Annotated in this window: 16 protein-coding genes; 7 read left to right on the forward strand and 9 right to left on the reverse strand. The window is 48.6% G+C overall.

Features of this window, described 5'->3' with window-relative positions:
• Window positions 1-7: 7 nt before the first annotated feature.
• Together ACFQ0N_RS25895 and ACFQ0N_RS25900 are read left to right on the forward strand one after the other, a co-directional pair.
• Window positions 8-565 carry a class I SAM-dependent methyltransferase gene (locus tag ACFQ0N_RS25895; protein ID WP_379331771.1) on the forward strand — a complete coding sequence of 186 codons (558 nt, stop codon included), beginning with the start codon at window positions 8-10 and terminating at the stop codon, window positions 563-565.
• Between the two features lie 140 nt (window positions 566-705).
• Complete coding sequence (locus ACFQ0N_RS25900; RefSeq protein ID WP_379331773.1) at window positions 706-1,326, forward strand: hypothetical protein; 621 nt, start codon at window positions 706-708, stop codon at window positions 1,324-1,326.
• A 333-nt stretch (window positions 1,327-1,659) separates the two neighbouring features.
• Here the strand turns inward: ACFQ0N_RS25900 and ACFQ0N_RS25905 are convergent, their stop codons facing one another.
• Window positions 1,660-2,580, reverse strand: coding sequence for an alpha/beta hydrolase (locus ACFQ0N_RS25905; RefSeq protein ID WP_379331775.1), 921 nt, complete (start codon window positions 2,578-2,580; stop codon window positions 1,660-1,662).
• 71 nt (window positions 2,581-2,651) lie between these two features.
• The gene (locus ACFQ0N_RS25910; protein ID WP_379331777.1) at window positions 2,652-3,056 is read right to left on the reverse strand and encodes a MerR family transcriptional regulator; all 405 of its coding nucleotides are present in this window, start codon (window positions 3,054-3,056) and stop codon (window positions 2,652-2,654) included.
• A gap of 205 nt (window positions 3,057-3,261) precedes the next feature.
• Between ACFQ0N_RS25910 and ACFQ0N_RS25915 the strand changes: the two genes are divergently transcribed.
• The 5 genes from ACFQ0N_RS25915 to ACFQ0N_RS25935 all read left to right on the forward strand — a co-directional run bounded on the left by ACFQ0N_RS25915 (window position 3,262) and on the right by ACFQ0N_RS25935 (window position 6,917).
• Window positions 3,262-3,837 carry a TetR/AcrR family transcriptional regulator gene (locus tag ACFQ0N_RS25915; protein ID WP_379331779.1) on the forward strand — a complete coding sequence of 192 codons (576 nt, stop codon included), beginning with the start codon at window positions 3,262-3,264 and terminating at the stop codon, window positions 3,835-3,837.
• A 94-nt stretch (window positions 3,838-3,931) separates the two neighbouring features.
• The gene (locus ACFQ0N_RS25920; RefSeq protein WP_379331781.1) at window positions 3,932-4,345 is read left to right on the forward strand and encodes a DUF5360 family protein; all 414 of its coding nucleotides are present in this window, start codon (window positions 3,932-3,934) and stop codon (window positions 4,343-4,345) included.
• Window positions 4,346-4,498: 153 nt separating this feature from the next.
• Window positions 4,499-5,251 carry a MerR family transcriptional regulator gene (locus tag ACFQ0N_RS25925; protein WP_379331783.1) on the forward strand — a complete coding sequence of 251 codons (753 nt, stop codon included), beginning with the start codon at window positions 4,499-4,501 and terminating at the stop codon, window positions 5,249-5,251.
• Entirely contained in the window at window positions 5,248-6,186 is a 939-nt protein-coding gene (locus tag ACFQ0N_RS25930) for an ABC transporter ATP-binding protein (protein ID WP_379331785.1), read from the forward strand. Before ACFQ0N_RS25925 ends, ACFQ0N_RS25930 begins: the two co-directional genes overlap by 4 nt.
• A complete protein-coding gene (locus ACFQ0N_RS25935) occupies window positions 6,183-6,917 on the forward strand; it encodes an ABC transporter permease (RefSeq protein WP_379331787.1) in 735 nt (244 codons plus the stop codon). Before ACFQ0N_RS25930 ends, ACFQ0N_RS25935 begins: the two co-directional genes overlap by 4 nt.
• Before the next feature lie 146 nt (window positions 6,918-7,063).
• Here the strand turns inward: ACFQ0N_RS25935 and ACFQ0N_RS25940 are convergent, their stop codons facing one another.
• From ACFQ0N_RS25940 to ACFQ0N_RS25970, 7 genes are all read right to left on the reverse strand, one after another.
• The gene (locus ACFQ0N_RS25940) at window positions 7,064-7,660 is read right to left on the reverse strand and encodes a metal-dependent hydrolase (RefSeq protein ID WP_379331789.1); all 597 of its coding nucleotides are present in this window, start codon (window positions 7,658-7,660) and stop codon (window positions 7,064-7,066) included.
• A 381-nt stretch (window positions 7,661-8,041) separates the two neighbouring features.
• Entirely contained in the window at window positions 8,042-9,784 is a 1,743-nt protein-coding gene (gene cysI / locus ACFQ0N_RS25945) for an assimilatory sulfite reductase (NADPH) hemoprotein subunit (protein WP_379331791.1), read from the reverse strand.
• 87 nt (window positions 9,785-9,871) lie between these two features.
• Window positions 9,872-11,734 (reverse strand): assimilatory sulfite reductase (NADPH) flavoprotein subunit, encoded by a 1,863-nt coding sequence (locus tag ACFQ0N_RS25950; RefSeq protein WP_379331793.1) that lies wholly within the window; start codon window positions 11,732-11,734, stop codon window positions 9,872-9,874.
• A gap of 395 nt (window positions 11,735-12,129) precedes the next feature.
• Window positions 12,130-13,626: a DUF3604 domain-containing protein gene (locus ACFQ0N_RS25955; RefSeq protein WP_379331795.1), complete on the reverse strand. Its 1,497-nt coding sequence runs from the start codon at window positions 13,624-13,626 to the stop codon at window positions 12,130-12,132.
• Complete coding sequence (locus tag ACFQ0N_RS25960) at window positions 13,623-15,041, reverse strand: sulfatase family protein (RefSeq protein WP_379331797.1); 1,419 nt, start codon at window positions 15,039-15,041, stop codon at window positions 13,623-13,625. The genes ACFQ0N_RS25955 and ACFQ0N_RS25960 overlap by 4 nt, the downstream gene beginning before the upstream one ends.
• 80 nt (window positions 15,042-15,121) lie before the next feature.
• On the reverse strand, window positions 15,122-18,850 hold the full coding sequence (locus tag ACFQ0N_RS25965) for a discoidin domain-containing protein (RefSeq protein ID WP_379331799.1): 3,729 nt from the start codon (window positions 18,848-18,850) through the stop codon (window positions 15,122-15,124).
• Window positions 18,847-19,038 (reverse strand): hypothetical protein, encoded by a 192-nt coding sequence (locus ACFQ0N_RS25970; RefSeq protein WP_379331801.1) that lies wholly within the window; start codon window positions 19,036-19,038, stop codon window positions 18,847-18,849. Before ACFQ0N_RS25970 ends, ACFQ0N_RS25965 begins: the two co-directional genes overlap by 4 nt.
• Window positions 19,039-19,043 lie beyond the last annotated feature (5 nt).

Raw genomic sequence — 19,043 nt, forward strand, 5'->3', positions numbered from 1 at the left:
TATATTAATGAAAGTAATAATCGGTGCAGGGCGGACAGAGTATGATGGTTGGCTCAGTACGCAGGAAGATGAGTTAAATTTACTTTCTTTAGAAAGTTGGAACAGATTATTTAAACCGGAGAGTATAGATGCGCTGTTAGCTGAACACGTTTGGGAACACTTAACTTATGAGGAAGGGATTATTGCTGCCAACCATTGTTTTGAGTTTTTGAAGCCCGGTGGGTACATTCGTTGTGCCGTTCCAGATAAAAACTTCCGTAACGAATGGTACCAACAGATGGTTCAAGTTGGTGGCCCTGGACCAGCGGACCATCCGGCAGCAACTCATAAAATAGTTTATGATGCAAAAACTTTCGTACAAGTATTTGAAAAGACAGGATTTGAAGTATCATTGTTGGAATACTGTGATGAAAATGGAGATTTTCATTATACATACTGGAATGAAGTGGATGGAAGGATAGGAAGATCTTTTCGGTTTGATACAAGGAATTCTATCGAAGGACTTGGAATGGTTTCCATTATTGCAGATGCAAAAAAGCCATTAATAATAAAGAGTAGAACCTGAGTATTCATCGCATCGTACAGACTGAGGCGACTTGGACACCTTACACAACTGAACAGGCAGGAAGCGATGGTAGCGTTGTCGAATTATCAAATATTGCATTACTTTACAGAGGTGATAGCAAAAAAAGGATGTGATATTTTTTGATACAGAAAAAACTATTTTACTCCAAAAAGTTTTGGGATCGATACTTTTGGGATCTTCACGATGAGTTCTCCTACGAAATTCTTGAAGATAACCCAATTCGCTTTCATTTGACAGAAAACGATACTTTGCTGCTTGACCCAGGTGAAGATTTGGCCTATATCTCGCTCGGTTTTCAATATAAAGGTGAAGAGGAGCTAGAAATCGCTTGGGATGATGAAGCCCATTTCCATCCATTTGTTTTGAGATTTAATGAATTTCAGACAATTGTGGATAAAATAGCTGCGGTACATGAAGTTGAAGCTTGGATTCCTGCCCTGCTTTTACGAAGATTTGTAGGCATTGAAAGTTTTGCAGAGCTTCAAACGATTTCAGCATGGGAACTTGGGATGCGAAAAACATCAGGTCTGTTTACAGAGGACGAATTGCATACATGGTTTGAAAAAAGTAAACATGTTGATGAAAAATTTTGGAATAACTGTGATAATAAATGGAATTATCAAGAACCTTTTGGATGGGTATTTGAAGGAAATGACGCATACTCCTTGAGAAACTCCGCCAACAGTTATTTTCCGTTTCAACAATGGAATCGCATGTTAGCTGAACTTGGTTGTTTGTGATGATGACAATCCCCTGTTAAAGTAAATTTACTCCCAGCCATCCAATTGAAGGTGGGACGTGAGCTGAGCGGACCGTGGATCCGTTATCTGTGAACAAACGGGTGAAAACGGCTGGTTCGCGGACCGCAGATCCGTTATTTGCTCCAAATCGCCGTGAAAACCAAGCAAAACCAGCAAATAAAGGCGCCTCTGTCCGCGAACCATTCTATTTGCTTGTTTTCCGGACAAATAACGGATCCTGTGTCCGCATGACTCGCAGTTACCCGTTTCTGCGGCAAAGGCTCACAGAATCGAAAGCTTCCGTTGGTCCGCATGCTCCAAGCCCCCTGGCAGTTATGTTCTCTCAGGTAGCCTGGCCCGCACAAAGGAACCAATATTTGCGATGGCTTGCTGTGCCTCTGGCAAAAGGTGCGCCAAAAATTGAAAGACGGTCCACATGTTTTCCCATACTTCCAGCTCCACTGCCACGCCTGCCGCTCTTGCCCGATCGGCAAAACGCAAAGCATCACTTAACAAAACCTCTTGATCGCCTGCCTGAATGAATAGATCGGGAAGCAGTTCCAAATTCATCCTTAATGGCGACAGCAAAGGGTTTTCCTCTGTACAGCTGCCCAAATAATCATGCAATATCCTTTTATTCCCTTCTAGGCTCCCTGTGGGATCAAGCTCAGCCCGGCTCTGATACGTCTCCCCGTCCAAATGAACAAGATCAGTATGTGGAGAAAGAAGGAAAGCGCCCGCTGGCAGCTCTTCGCCGTTATCACGCAATGAAATCAATGTCATCAGCGCAAGACTGCCCCCGACAGAATCTCCCCCGAACATGATATTGCAGGAAACGTATCCGCTTGCGAGCAGCCAGCGGTAGGCGGCCAGGCAATCGTCGTTGGCTGCAGGGTATGGATGCTCCGGAGCAAGACGATATTCAACATTTAGAACTTTTACACCGCTGGATATTGCAATTCTTGAACATAGATCGCGATAAAACTCGCAAGAACCGGCAACAAATCCTCCTCCATGAAAATAGAGAATCGTTCGGTCGTCATTTTCCTGATCACAATTGTCTGGAATAATCCACTCACCACTTATTTGCCCGATCATAGTCTTGCGGATCTGTACATTGGCATGCTGGGGCATATTTTTCGCAGCCTCGGTCATTTCCTGCCGAATTTGTTTCACCGGTTTACTATCGTTTCTGCTTGTTTGCTTTAAATAATGTTTAATCCCAGCAAGTTGCTCTGGACTCGTTTTATGCATATTTAATTCCTCCTCCTACAGGTTGTAATACCGCTAGTTTAAAACCTGTAGTAAGGTACAGGGTCAAGCAATTATTCCATATTCAGTATTTGGAGCGTAGCCCGCACCTCAGGGTTTTTGTCCGCGGCTTGCAAATTGCCCTTTAGCTGCTCAAGCATATTCAATGTTTTTTCCTTCTTGGCAATTTCGGCGTGGATTCGCCCCATTTTCTTATCGATCACCGCTAAAAAATCATTAATATCAATCTCACCGCTCTCGGACTTAACCAATGCCTTCCTGATCTCTTTCAACGTAAATCCGCATGCCTTGGCATTTTGGATGAAAGCCAGACGACCCAGCGTCTCATCCGAGTACAGGCGGTATCCGGATGCTGACCGCATAGGCGGTATAATAAGTCCGAGCTCCTCATAATATCGTAAAGTTTCTATATTTACGTTCGCCATTTTGGCAATTTCTCCGCGAAAATATCCTGACATTATCGTCGCCTTCCCTTCAAACAATATGGAATATGACCCTATTCATTTATATATTTTATATTATCATGACCAGTCTGCAATTCATCCGTTCCGCTCCAATTCATCTCCTCCTTGACATAGAATAGGAAGGGAATTAATATAATGCATATTGGTACCAAGAATACTTTTTTGGTTTCCTGAGATTCAAATTGGGGAGGCGTTCTTTTTGAGAGCCCGAATTGCCAAGGCATCCGTCGAGCTAATTCACGTCAAAGGCATCCGCTTTACAATGAGCGATCTCGCCAGGCAACTTGGCGTCAGCAAACGGACTTTATATGAGCATTTTGCTTCAAAGGATGAAATTATCGGTTTTATTATTAATGAAGCGGTTTTGGAAATACAGCGCCAGGAAGCTGAGATCTACAACAATCCGCAGATGAACGTAATCGAAAAGCTCCGAGCCGTTCTTGCCCTGCTCCCGGACGATTTTAAATTTATATTTACCCGGCTGCTTGATGATATCCGCCGTTTTCACCCGCAGGAATGGAAGAAAATCGACGCTTTGCTGCAGCATGAGTGGGACACCGTCGAAAAGCTGCTGGAAGAAGGAATGGCTTCCGGTCATTTGCGGCGGACGAACGTCCCAGCATTGCTGCAGATTTTGAAAGGAGCGACCTATTCACTGTTCGAGCCGCAATATTTGGCCGCCAACAAAGTGACGCTCGAGGAATCGGTGTCCACGATGGTAGACATCTTTTTAGATGGAATCGTAGCCGCAGGAACACAGCCGCAGCAAAAATAAGCACACTAGCGGTTGTGTGCCCCTTTTTGCTGGTACCAATAAAAATATAATGGTTTCGTTGGTTCAAATCTAAAACAAAGGAGCTGTCCAGGCAATGAAATTGAAATCATTAAAATCGTTAAAATGGCTTTTTCTCGGAGTCGATGTCGGCTTTATCGTTTATTGGACGATTACATTATTCCATCTCATCCCTCCCCAGTTTTTATTCGAGGATTACAACAATCCGCTGCTTGTCGCATGGAATTGGTCGTTCTTCCCGCTTGACCTGATCATATCCGCAACCGGACTGTCGAGCCTTTATTTGCGCAAGAAACGGCATCCATTATGGCAAAGCCTCGCCCTTACATCGCTTGTTTTAACCTTTTGCTCGGGTTTGCAAGCAATCGCCTTTTGGGTTATACGAGTCGAGTTCAATCCGGTATGGTGGATTCCTAATTTGTTTTTGCTCATTTATCCGCTTTTTTACATCCCACAATTTGTGAAGCCGGTAATGCAGCAGAAAGATTAGTGCATTGATCGAATACCGGAGCATCCACTCTCTTTTCTGACAGTTCAAAAAGTCTGACATACACGACCGCCCATACATTTTTTCACTTTCCGCTTGAATCGCACGTTACGTGTTGTTTTATACTTGTAATAAGATCAATATAGGGGTGAGAAAATGTACTCGATTGGTCAATTGTCCAAAAAAACCGGCGTCACCGTCAGAACGTTGGATTACTATGATGAGGTTGGTTTGGTCGTTCCGTCCTCCGCGACGGATGGAGGGCATCGTTTGTACAGCGAGCACGATGTTTTACGGCTGGAGCAGGTATTGGCTCTGAAATATATGGGCTTTTCCTTGCAGCAAATTAAAAAAATATTAGAGGAATCTACAGTAACCTGGCAGCAGTCGATAAATCGGCAGCTGGAAATGGTAAAGCAGCAGCAAATACGGCTGCAGGCGCTGGAAAAGGCTTTAGAAGGCGTGCTGCATTCCATTGAGTTTGAGGGAGAAGTGAAATGGCCCGTCATTTTTGAAACGATCCGCCTGTTTCAGCATGACCCGCAATGCGCCTCCCATATGTTTGAAAAATATTTCAGCAACGAAGAAGTGAAAGATATTCTTCATTTGAATAATCAATTGACGAAGGATGATCTGCGCAAATGGCTTGCAGTTATTCGTGATATTCAAGCTCATCTCCATGAGGATCCCGGCTCGGATATAGCCCAAAGTTTAACCGGCAGGTGGCTGGAGCAAGTGCAGGACATGTTCGGGTCGGATGAATCCCGTCTGGATAAAATGTGGGAGGCTGTGAAAGATCGGCAGAACGGGATCGCTTTTTACCCCTTGGATGAAGAGATGATTCATTTTATTGAACGCGCGCTTACAATTATGTACGCGAAAAGAGATCGCCGCGGGGAGGAGCAATGATGATACTTGATGTGAACGGTTTAACAAAGGTGTTTCCTGGACCAGGTAAAACAAAGAATATTGCAAACGATCGGCTTACCTTTCACCTTAAGGAAGGGGAAATATTGGGGCTGTTAGGGCATAATGGGGCGGGAAAGACGACGATTGTCAATCAAATTTTAGGCTTGATCACTCCTGACGAAGGCAATATTACTTTACTTGGAGAGTCCGTACTGCAATCGCCTGCCCGGGCAAGATCCATCTGTTCCGTGCAGCCGCAAGCACAAGTGCCGTTAGGGCTCCTTACACCGCGGCAAGCGGTCGCGCTAATGGGCAAGATGCGGGCGAGAAAACGGTTTGATCCGAAGCGGATGGATATGCTGTTTGAAAGGCTGGACATGGGCGAATGGGTAGACAAGGAAGGTCAAAAGCTTTCGGGCGGCGCCCGCAGGCTGGCGGCTTTTTGCATGGCCGTAATTGCCCCGGGAAAGCTGGTCGTTCTTGATGAGCCGACAAACGATGTGGACCCGGTTCGCAGACGTTATTTATGGCAAGTGATACGGGAATTGACGGATGATGGCACTTCAGTCATATTAGTGACGCATAATGTCGTTGAAGCCGAAAAGGCGATTGACCGCGCCGCTATTTTGGATAAAGGAAAATTTCTTGTACAAGGGACACTTGCGGAAATAAAACGTTCATATAGTCATTTATTGCGTATGGAAATTAACTTGAATAAGGATTTGCCGGATGCTGAAATACCGGAGTGGGCGCAAAAATCGCATCGCAAAGGCAGTCAGCTGCTCTTATCCATTTTGCCGGCATCGGCACCGCTAGCGATTCATTGGGCAAGCGAGCAAGCGGATCATGGTCTTATTTTGGATTATACCTTGTCTCCTGCCACGATTGAAGATGTATATGTCGAATTAACTTCAAGGAAGGAGGAGGTCCAATGAGCCATATATTTAACCAGTACAAATATGTTTTTCAAATGCAATTTCTTAGAAATTCCGGGTTTTTAGCTTTTTTCGCTCTTATTCAAATTTTGCTGGCGATTGGAATTGTGATTGGCCTTACTTATTTAATTCCGGATGCGAGCTCAGAAAGTATTCTTTTTTTGGCAACCGGTGCGCCTACTCTCATTTTGATCGTTACAGGAATGGTTATTTTGCCGCAGCAAATCGGTACGGCGAAATCTGATGGCTATATGGAGTTTATGCGGACTTGGCCGATTAATCGCGCTGTCATTCTAGGCGCGGATACGACACTATGGTTACTGATCACGGTTCCTGCTATCGCCGTTTCTTCAGCTATTGCGCACTTCATGTTCGATCCGGGGTATGATGTATCCTGGACCGTCATTCCGGCGCTGCTGATGATTGCCTTGACGTCAATTGGTGTCGGATACGGGCTTTCCTACTTGCTGTCGCCGGAAGCGTCGCTTGGAGCTTCTCAAGTGATCGTATTTGGCGCGATGATGTTTTCGCCGGTCAATTTCCCCATCGAACGGCTGCCTGAATGGCTTCAGGCGCTTCATCAAGTACTGCCTATATATTCAATGGCAGAAGTGATGCGCTCCTCTTTGGCAGCCTCTACATTTACAGTAAGTGCGGGGAATTATATCAATTTGCTCATCTGGTGCATATTAGGCTATGGAGGCGCAATATATATTCTAAACCGAAAATAAATGCGCTTGCTGCCGTGCGAAGGGTGTGAGCGCCAGACCGGCAGCTTCATGAGCGCTGCCGGTCTTTGTTACCACAAAAAATCTCTTTGGAAGGTGTCGAAAGTTGGGTTACAAGGACTTCGACATAAGTTTTTCTCGTTGGGCAGTTAACCAATTCCCATAACATCAACGATAAGCGATAAGATTAAAAACGCTCCCATTACGGTGCCCGCCAAAATCGCGCGCTTCCTGCTCTCCCTCTGCTGCGCATTTGCAGCATTCTTTGCCCGTGATAATACAGAATAGAAATATAATACCGCTCCAGCAGCGATCAGCGCCAATTCCAAACCGATACTAAAGGCTTGAAGCTTCCATAGTCCGAAGCCAAGCAGCGGAAGATCGCCCAAGTTGCCCGGAAATATCGGCATATCGCTGCGGTGGACGAGCAAATCCAGCAGCCAATGGCTGAAGACGACTGCGGCAATGACGAATCCGCCCCGCTTGCCCCAAGCTTTTCTAGCCAGCAGCCCGGCTATGACTGCAATCAATAGTGCTCCCAGCAGCGAATGCGTATAGTCGGCATGAATGATAGACTCACCGTATCCCCCGTTGTCAGCGATCGGTTCCATTGTTTCTACGCCAGTCAAATAAAGCGGCACAAAAAAGACGTCCAGCAATTGTGTACTGAGCATTAAAGACCAGAGCGGAACGTTCGATTCCTTGCTTTTTATTGCGGCAGCCAAGCCGAAATGTCCTGCAAACATCTATCTCGCCCCCTTTTTGCCTGTAGCATCGATCCCCATATCCAGCCAGCCGCAAACGACCGAAAACAGAATGACGAAAACGATAAATGTCATTATACATATCTCCTTTTGAATGGACAGGATCACTTACAGAGCATTGTTGTAACCTTTGGTTACTAACCGGTGGTTTTATTATAACCATCGGTTATACGTATGGTCAACAATATTTTTTGCTTTCCGCAGGAGCGACCTAAAGGTTGGCCTAGCAAACCCGCTTCTAAAGCATAAGGTAGTTTTTATCACCAATAAGAATTTGTTTTTCCGCACAACTTGGAAACTTATAAATTCTTATGCAGTAAAAAATGGCGGCACAGCAATAGCCGCTGCACCGCCATTTTCTTTTTATGCGTGGAAGTTCGTTCCGTCCGTCACTGCCTTCACATAGCCGGTACGGATGACAAAATCGCCAAAATGCTCGCCCTGCTCGCGTTCGGACGCGTATTGATTAAGAATCGGCCTAAGCGTATCGATAATTTCCTCTTCGCCAATATTTTCGCGATACAGCTTGCTCAGACGGTCGCCTGAGAAGCCTGCGCCCATGTACATATTGTACTTGCCTGGCGATTTGCCGATGAAAGCAATTTCTCCCAAAGCCGGCCGGGCACAACCATTCGGGCAGCCCGTCATGCGAATATTAATCTCTTCATCGCGCAGGCCGGCTTCCTCAAGAATCGGCTCCAGCTTATCGATCAGCGTTGGCAAGTACCGCTCAGCCTCGGCCATTGCAAGACCGCATGTCGGCAGCGCCACGCACGATAAGGAACTGCGGCGAAGAGCGGAATATTGCGAACCCTCGGCGATGCCGTATTCCTTGAGCAGTGCCGTTATTTTCGTCTTCTTCTGGCTGCTGACATTAGCAATAATCAAGTTTTGGTTAGCGGTAAGGCGGAAATCGCCCGTGTGGATTTTCGCGATTTCACGCAGCGCCGTTCTCAGCTTATAGCCATCGAAATCGGCAATTCGTCCGCTTTGCACGTACAAGGTCAAATTCCACTTGCCATTCTTGCCTTTCACCCAGCCATAGCGGTCGCCAGTATGCTCGAAATTGAAGTGCCGGGCAGGCTCAAGCTCCCAGCCTAACCGGTCATGCAGCTCATCTATGAACCATTCCAGGCCGTGACGGTCAATTGTGTATTTGAAGCGCGCATTTTTCCGCACGGAGCGGTTGCCGTAATCGCGCTGGATCGTCACCGTTTTCTCTGCTACTTCCAAAATGCGGTCAGGCGTTACAAAGCCGATCACCTTTGCAAGCTGCGGATAAGTTACCGTATCGCCGTGGGTCATGCCCATGCCGCCGCCGACGCATACGTTAAAGCCGGCAAGCTTCCCGTCTTCAACGATGGCAATAAAGCCAAGGTCTTGCGAGTACACATCCACATCATTCGATGGCGGAACCGCGATCCCGATTTTGAACTTCCGCGGCAAATAAACGGGACCGTAAATCGGTTCTACTTCGCCAGCCTCTCCGGCCTCGCCGTTCTGCTCCAGCGAATCAACGACCTTTTCGCCATCCAGCCAAATTTCATGATAAGCTGGCGTCTTTGGCGCCAGATGCGTCGTCAGCTGCTGTGACCAGTAATGAACCTCTGTGTGAATATCGGATTGATAAGGATTAGGATTGCACATTACGTTCCGGCTGACATCGCCGCAGGCCGCCAATGTCGTCAGCAGCGCATTGTTAATATCTTGAATCGTTTTTTTCAGGTTCCATTTCAATACACCGTGCAGTTGAAAAGCTTGCCGCGTCGTTACACGGAGCGTATCATTGCCGTATTTGCCGGCCAGCTCATCCATCACAAGCCATTGCTCCGGACTAGCTACCCCGCCCGGCGTAACGACACGAAGCATAAACTGATAGTAAGGCTCAAGCTTTTGCTTTTCCCGTTCATTGCGGTAATCGCGGTCATCCTGCATATAGCTGCCATGGAATTTCAACAGCCGGTTGTCCAGCTCCGGCAATCCGCCCGTTACCCGGTTAGCTAGCGATTCCATTAGCGACCCGCGCAAGTAATTGCTCTCTCTTTTTAGGTCCTCCACATCGCTCGGAGGTCCGCCGATTGGCTCTACTTTATGGTTTTTGGCCATTCTAGTCTGCTCCTTTGCCCGCATGATGGATTCATGCGCCATTTACTCTATGCATCTTGCGCGCTCAGCTTCAAAGCTCCAAAAGCATCAATACACGTCGCGCTGATAGCGGCCTTGCGTCTGCAGCTCGGACAAATACTCCGCTGCCGCCTCGGCAGATTTGCCGCCGTATTGACCGATAATAGCAAGCAGAGCAGCTTGCACATCATGCGCCATATGCTTCTCATCGCCGCAAACATACACATGCGCGCCCTCTTCCAGCCACTTATACAGCTCTTCGCCGTTTTCCAGCATCCGCTGCTGCACATACACCTTCTCCTCCGTATCCCGCGAAAAGGCGACATCCAGCTTCGTCAATACGCCATCCTTCAGCATGCGCTGCCAATCCGTCTGATACAGAAAATCTGTCACAAAATGTCTGTCCCCATAGAACAGCCATGTTTTGCCCGAAGCCCCGAGCTCCTCACGATCCTCCAGAAAAGCGCGGTATGGCGCAACTCCTGTGCCAGGACCTACCATAATGACCGGCGTATCCGGAGCAACCGGCGGCTTAAAGTTCGGATTTTGCTGAATGAAAATCGGGAGCTTGTCGCCGGGCTCAAGATGCTCGGAGGTATATACGGAGCATACGCCTTTGCGCTCGCGCCCATGCGCCTCGTATTCCACCTTCCGGATCGTCAGATGGACTTCATCCGGATGAGCATTCACGCTGCTTGCAATAGAATAGAGCCGCGGCGGAAGCTTGCGCAGCAATGCAGCAATGTCACTTGCCGCAAGCGTCCACGGAGCGAAATCTTGAAGCAGATCAAGCAGATCGCGCCCGTTCATGTAAGCTTTCAATTCCTCTTTATTTTCCGGTTTTACCAGCTCAGCCAGACTGCCGTTTCCAGAAAAAGCGGTCGCCTTTTCCAGCAAGGGCTTGGTCAAAACCGTAATTTCATAATGATGCAGAAGCGCCGCGCGAAGCGGTGCCGTCTCGCCTGCTTTGCCTGCTGCAACCTGCTCCTCCGGATTCCAATTCATAAGAGAAATAATCGCATCGACCAAAGACTTGTCGTTCTGCGGGTAAACGCCGACAGCATCTCCAGGTGCATAAGTAAGGTCCGAGCCTTCAAGCGAGAGCTCCAAATGGCGCGTCTCGCGATCCGAGCCCCTGCCGTTCAAATTGATGTTGTCCAATACCTCGGCCATAAACGGATTCGACCGCGAATATTGAGACTCGCTTGCCACAGCCGCGAGCGATGAAGCGGCACCTGACACGCTGCCTGCTTGCGCTGCTTGTTGTTGCCCTGCGGTGCCGAGGCCAGCGCTTACCGCTGCGATCCAGCCGGCCGCAGACTCTTCAAAATCGACATCGCAGTCTACGCGATCTGCAATCCGTTCCGCGCCAAGCTCAGCCAGCCTTGCGTCAAAATCCTGCCCCGTCTTGCAGAAAAACTCATACGAGGTATCGCCCAGCGCCAGCACGGAGAACTTCGTTCCGTCCAGCTTCGGTGCGCGCTTGCCGTGCAAAAACTCATAAAAAGTCATCGCATTGTCCGGCGGATCGCCCTCGCCATGTGTGCTGACAAGAATAAACAGATATCCAGCTTTTTTGAGATTATTCGTTTTATACTTGTTCATCGCCGACAGTGTAACTTCAAAGCCTTGGCCTTTCAACTTGTCGGCCAGCCGCCCCGCCAGCCGCTGCGCATTGCCGGTTTGAGAACCGAACAAGATCGTTGCTTCACGCGGCTCCTGCGGCGCTTGAGCAATTGCAGCTATTGCCGGTACTTCCGCCACGGCGCTCGCCGCCAGCTCGGCTGACGCGGCTGCTCCATTGCCGGCACGGTAAAAAGCTAAATATCCACTCAGCCAATTCACCTGGGCATCTGTCAAAGTCGGCAGCAGCTTATTGATCAGCTCTGCTTGTTCATTTGTAAACGGACTATTCGTCACTTGAAGTTGCAACAACATCCACCCCATATCTAAACAAATCCGATGATTTTACTCTGATTTAATCATCTTCCATATTAACGCAATCTTCAGCAATGATCAATGAAATTCTTGAAAAATAATTGATAAGAAATCTTATGCTATCTATTATTTTTAATTATATTTGCGTCAAATGAGGCCATAGATTAAATTCGGCTACGATTTTCTTACGCCCAGTTTAGACCACACCAGCCGAAATATCTTTCAACCCTTGTTCGCTTGAATATTCTGACGCAGAAAAAATATTACCGATAACCATATTTCGATTATCGGCAATATTACAGTGTTTTTCAGATCACATTTTATTCTTTGTAAGTCTTAACCTATACATTCTTACTAGCAAACACATAGCCTCTTCGCCCAAGGCCGCTCTAACGGACAAATACTGGAGAAATCCAGGCAAACTGGTTGTTTACCTGACGAATTTCTGCATGGTACACATCGGTCTCCAGCTCTTGTTCAGTATCCGTCCACTCCAAATGCACCCGATATGCAGCTTCAGGAACGGCGCGATGGATAAGCAACGCTTCTGAATTGTACGGATGGACATGCATTGAGCATGATCCTTCATGCAGATCGCCCAAGCTGATTTCTTTTTCTATCCCGTTCGCCTGGACGGTCAGCACCGTCGCTTGATTCCCTTCGATTTCCAGCACGACTGCTGCCGTCGCCGGATGCAGGGTCGACGGATTTTGGAAGGTGGTGCAAGTCCAGGCAAGCACTGTTTCCGTCTGCTCCGCGATTCGATTGCCGAGCTTGTTAATATCGGGATTTTCCCTCATCCCGGGCTCGGGCGCCAATACGCTTTGGCCGCGGAAGCAGCTATCTGCCGACAGCAGCTTGCCTCCGCGGACACCAGCTTTGGCAGCCCAGCTATAGCCCTCTTTGGAGTCGCCCCAGCCAAGCTCTACACGCACTTTATATTTTTGCGCGCCTTCGCATGCTTCCTGCCCCAGGCTCTCGCCTACAACCACCTTCCACGGCCTGGCGTTTTTGTATAATGTGATTTTATCGATAAAGTCAAAGCACTCTGCATCCAGCACAATCCGTCTCGGCTCTGCAGTTTCCAGGCTGCTGCCCATCCCGGCTCCATTTATCGAAAATTGGCAGGCAATCTTATCTCCCGTTACCGCATATGTTCGGCCGGCTTTAATCGCCTCCCAAATCGCTTCACGCGTTTTTTCCTTCGCCCACACCGCAACCCTTCCATCACCATAGGAGCCGGGATAGCCTGCATGATGATCGGTGGAGCCGACAAAGCTGAATTTTTTGCCTTTCTTGAGTCCGGCAAAGACGGTGTTACTCGAATCTTTCGGTCCCATCGTATGATAATAAGGGTAGCTGCTCTTATCCGACATGCCGCAGCCATGCTTGGAGAATACTTCAACAATCGGCGACAATTCCGAGCGGAACGCATCCCAATTAATGCCGCGATATCCCGGCGTATAGCCGATATGATGCGGCACGGCTATGACATCATACGCAGCCAGCTTTTCCGCCAGTTCCTGCGGTGAAGCGGCATACTCCAGCGGCAGCTCATCGCTTGGCGACAATATATGATGATCGCCAAACTCGCTGGAATGAATCTCATAGCCTTGAAAGGTGACAAATTCTCCAGCGGCATTCACTTCTTTCACCTTGGCGCGAACCTGCTCCCAGCCCTCCCGCAATTTGGCGAAGCCTTCATTATGGAAATCAACCAGAAAGGCCGTGGCGTCAGTTCTGTCCGGCATATCTGGCCACATCGCATGACCGATAATCGCGCAAAAATCGAGCTGGCTTTTCGCTGCCTCCAGCGCATGATGCAAATCTCCAAATCCGTAAGTAATTCCGCAATGATTATGCAAATCTCCCCAAAAAAGCTTCATGCAAACCTCTCTCCTTCATCAGTCTCATAAGGAACATCCTTTACAGCAAGCTGCAAGGCAAGCAGCTCTTGCTTCAGCAGCGCGATCACACTGGCATACTCAGCTGCGCCGTACACATTGTTCATTTCGCAAGGGTCCTTTTTCAAATCAAAAAGCTCCCACTCGGCAGGCTTGCGCTCGTCAAGCGAGCCTGTCGTCCCCAGGGCATCCGCATAATAATAGATCAGCTTGTAATCATGCGTGCGTATGCCGTAATGCGAATAAACGGAATGCTCTTTATCGAGATGCATCCAGTACCGGTAATACATAGAAGTGCGCCAATCCGGCGGCGTATGGCCGCTCCATACCGGACGCATGCTTCTTCCTTGCATCTCCTCAGGTACCGCCACTCCCGCCGCCTCCAGGAAGGTAGCGGCAAAATCTACATTCAACACCATATCCCGGCTGACGCTGCCGGCTTTAATTTCTTGCGGATACTGGATCAGCAGCGGCATCCTTAACGATTCCTCGTACATAAACCGTTTATCGAACCAGCCATGGTCGCCAAGGAAAAAGCCCTGATCAGACGTATAAACGACGATCGTATTGTTCCAAATTTCTTCATCCTGCAGCGTATCAAGCAGCAGGCCGACACTTTCATCGATCGAGGCTACACAGCGCAAATAATCTTTAATGTAGCGCTGATAGTTCCAGCTTTTGATCTGTCCGGGCGAGCTGTTTTGCGGCGGCTCCCCCTTCACATCCTTCTTCAGCAAATCACGGCCAATCCGCATCCTGGCAGCGCGCGCCGCCTCCGCCCGCGTACTATAATCGTCATGAAAGGTAGGAGGCTCGGGAATATCGGCATCCTTATACAAATCGGCATATTTAGGCGATGGCAGCCAGGAACGGTGCGGCGCTTTATGATGACACATGAGCATAAACGGTTTATTTTTGTCGCGCTTTTTGATCCAGTCGATCGACATAGCCGTAATAATATCCGTCACATAGCCGTTAATTCGCTTCGTCTTCCCCATCTCAATAAATTCCGGATCGAAATAGTCGCCTTGGTCCGGCAGCACATTCCAGTAATGAAATCCGGTTGGGTCGGAATTGCCGCCATGGCCCAAATGCCATTTTCCGATAATCGCCGTCTCATAGCCGGCCTGCTGCAGCAGCTTCGGAAAGTTCATCATCGTTCCATCAAGATGATCATCCAGCGTCTTTACGCCATTGATATGATTATAGACCCCGGTCAAAATCGTCGCTCTGCTGGGAGCGCAAATCGAATTTGTGCAAAAGCAATTGTCGAAACGGATCCCGCCCTCGGCAATCCGGTCGATATTAGGGGTATGGTTAATAACGCTGCCATAGCTGCTTATTGCGTGCGAGGCATGATCATCCGACATAATAAATAAAATATTTGGCTGCTTCATCAAGCATTACGCTCCCTTCAGTAGGAAAGGCTGGACTTTCCGGCTGCGGCAGTCCGGTTCCAGCCTTTTTTGCCCTCTATTTATTGCAATTGGTACAAACGTACCTCGGCATAGGAATTCCACTGATTGACACTGTTGCCGTGGCCTGTAATTCGCACATAACGGGCATCCTGCTGTCTGATATACGTTTTTTCAATTTCAAGGCTTTCGCCGCTGCTTTGTCCGGTAAAGGCCTTGTTCCAGGTCACGCCGTCCAAAGAAGTTTCAATCTCATACTTGAAGCTGCGCTCATTCCCGCGAATGAAAGCAATGCCGACACTGTTTAACGTTTTGGCTTCGCCCAGGTCAAGCATAATCCATTGATCGCCCTCGGCCGCCCAATACGTATCAAAATCGCCATCGAGCGCTTTATCTTCCGTATTTCCTTTGTCCGCCTGCGATGTGCTGGCAGACACGGCTGCGATCGGCAGCTCCGCCAGTCTCTCATCCTCACCATTCAACGGAATCAGCTTATAATTGAAATGATAGACGCTCTTTATCTCCGGACTTTGCAAGGAAGAAACCACCAGCTTCGTCACGCCCGGCACTTCGGACGCAGGAGCAGCCTGAACCTGATAGCGGGACTGATCATACGTAAATGTCAGCTCGGGAACAGCCGTATAATCCAGCGGCAAAGCAATATTATAGGTAAAAGTCTGCGGGCTAAAGCCTTCCACGGCCATACCGTCTACGCTAGCGCCTTCAATTACCGGGATGATCAGCTCGCCGTCGGCGATGCTCCACTGGTCCAGAGCTGCGGGCACAACCGTCGTGTCCGTATCCTCTAAATCGCCAACAATCGGAATCATCGTCACTGTCAGGCGCATATCCTGCACGCCGTCCAGCTTAACGAACAGCTTGCGGATGCCAGCATTTTGATGCTGATTAGCAGGATTCGGAGATTCCGGCAGCGGCTTGGCATCCATTACTGCGAACCTTGCGGCAACCGGTTCGCCGTTTGCGCCGCGGGCGTCGCTGCTCAAGCCTACCCACAGCTTCTCCCCGCCTTTGCTGAAGATAGCCGATTGGCCATCGCCGCTTACTTCAATTTCAGCCTCCGTGTGCATAAACCAATAGGCCGTCGAAGGAGCCAGAAACTTTACCTCATCCTGAATCGTAGCCCGCATACGGTTTGCGGACAGCATTACACCCCGCTTCGCTTCAGACACTTGCTTGTTGTAAGCTTCAGTCAGATTCGCAATAGCAAACCCGCCAAGCGGCTTGCTTTCCGTCTTTTCAATTTTCGCGAAAGCTTTAATATTTTGCTGTGCACTGCCGTCCGGGTTAATGACAAGCGTATTATGGCCCTCCGGATTCAAGCGGTAATAGGCTAAACGCTCTTTGTCATAGTTGGAATAGCCCGGCAAATTATAATCGTCCTTGCCGAGATCAATCGCCCATTGCTGGCCGAGCGCTTCAAACACAAAGCTGCCCAGATCATAGTGGCCATGGCTTACAACATTGTTGCCCGCCTTGAAGCCAAGGAAGCTCGCGGCAGGATCGTCCCATTTGCTCCTGAAGGTCGCAACCTCTGTTCCGCTAAAATATTGATCCAGCTCCAGTGATTGATTAGGCACATACAAGTCCGGCTCATACCAAAGCATTTCTAATTCGGAACCGGCATTTTTGTATTTCAGCTTGTTGTCCAAATGAACAGAAGCCAGCAATTTATCCCCGTACTTCTTGGCGATCCACAGCTCCTCCGCAGAAATGACTTTATTGTTTGAGGCGTCGCCATAGTTAAGCGAGCCTACAGCTCCGCTTAAGAAAGCAGGGAAATAACCCGTCTTGCTAAGGCCGGGCGTCTGATCATAGCCATAGCTGGTGCCTAGCGCAGTTTCCATCGCCGCAATAAAACGCACGATATATTCAAGCGTATATTTCCAATAGCTTGGACCCTCCGCCCATGCGCCATCAGGCGTAAACTCCAGCAAAATAAAATCCTCCAGCGCATTGAAAGCAATATCCAGTATTTTGCTACCGAATTGCTGCATCGTAACGTTTTCTTTGGAAGGCAGCGCAATCTGCTTATCGATGTCCCCGATAGCCATTAAAGCCAATATCGTAGAGCCATTGCTCACGGCATTCCAGTTATTCGTTCTTGGATAAGTATGAATCCACCATACATTTTTGTTATAGGCCTCTAAAGATTTCACCAGGCCTTTATGAATAATTGCATCCTCCAGCAATTGTCTCTGTTCAGGTGTCCACGCATCATACAGCCAGTCGTAGGCAATTGCCACGCCTTCCATGAACTCCGCTGTATTCAAAAATTCATTTTCTTCATTCCAGCCGGGAAATTGCGATACCGTATACACTTCATCCCAAATGCGCTGTTTATACTGCTCCTTCTTGGCCGCATCGTCGCTCAGATGGTAGAGCATCCCCAAATTGATCACGAGCGGCCCTACCTGTCTGGAGCCGATCATCCGTCTCCCGTCCGGCAAATCGTCAGTAGGCAGCGCCATAGTCAAATGCTTTTCGCCTTGTTTTTGAATATCCGCATACCATTTGCTGATCACAGGCTCATTTTGCTGCACCATTGTCTTAATCCGGCTAAAATCAGCTGCGGTTGCCATTACTCTTGGATGCGGGGCATGACGATCAAGCAGTTGGCTCATCGCCTGCTCGCCGCTTGGACGGTCATACACAATCTGCTTTACCGCTTCCTCAATATAAAACTTCTCATTGTCCTGCGGTTTAATATTTTCATCCGCTCGATCCAGCGCATCGTTGAACGGCTGCGCGGTATCGCCGATCACGATAAGCCCTCTGCCCTTGTAATCCATGTAAACCTGTTTCTGAAGAATATTGGCCGCCATATCAATCGGCACCATAACTTCGTCCGCTATGAACGAAATATGTTCTGACGGATGCACAGCACCTGCGATAACAGCGTCCTTCTTCGTCACTACATTCATTTTCCCGTTTACTTTTGCGCGGGCGCTTTGGCCGCTGATTTGCACATCAACGCCAAAAAAAGCGCTAATTTTGCGCAGCGGCACAATGACCGTTCCCTCCACCTTGCGCGGTTTATTTTGCTCATTGAACGCATTAACCGTTTTTACATTATTCATTAATACATTCGGATTGTTCAGCACCATGGCCAAAGCGCCGGCCAGTCTGTCCTCTACCGAAATCCGCAAATCATTATCAAATTCCATTAAAGATTCAGGTCTCTGCAGGTCCGCAAGCTCCTCCATCGTCTTCAGCTCCGTACCTTCATAAACCCGCATATTATCAAGCAAGGTTGTAAAGCTTTTGGCACCACCCGTATCTGGCTGCAAATCAGCCGGCGCATTTCTTTTGGCGCGTACTCTGAGATAATTAATGCCGACTGCCTGATTGCTATTATTCAGCGCAACTGAATCCAGTTTTTTCACACCATCCACATAAAGGGATACCGTCAATGCGGCAGCTTCAACATTCATGGCAAAAGAGAGCCTGTACCATTGATTTTTTTGCAGCTGCACCTTCCCGGCTCCTACCTTCAGCACGCCGTCCGCGCCGATATTGCCCAGCGTGATGCCTTTATTGCTGCTGTCCTTTATTTCGATAAAACGGCTGCCGTTGAAATCGAGCAGCTTAATATCAAAATCAAAGATGAGCCGGCCGGTCAGATCATCTGCGCCAAACCGCTTGGCCAGGCCTACATCGGGCTGTTCGGCTACTGATTCTTCAATGCGTAGAGCGACGCTCGTGCCGTTCGGGGCAGTATGTTCATTATTAAGGGCGCCGCTTGAGCTTTTTACAGCTGCAATGCCTGTCATTTCAAAGCCGCTTGGCGGAGCGCCCGTTTTCGTGTAATCCTCAAGTCCTGATATAAATGTACAGCGATATCCGCAGCGGCAGCAGCAGCAGTCGCCGCTGGCGGCAACGCGCCTGCAATTCCGCTTATCCCCAAAACAAGACATACCAGCAAGCTGATTGATTTAAACAGCCTTCCCTTTATCCGCATCCTGA

This window comes from Paenibacillus sp. GCM10027626, assembly GCF_042676285.1.
Lineage (GTDB): Bacteria > Bacillota > Bacilli > Paenibacillales > Paenibacillaceae > Paenibacillus_Z.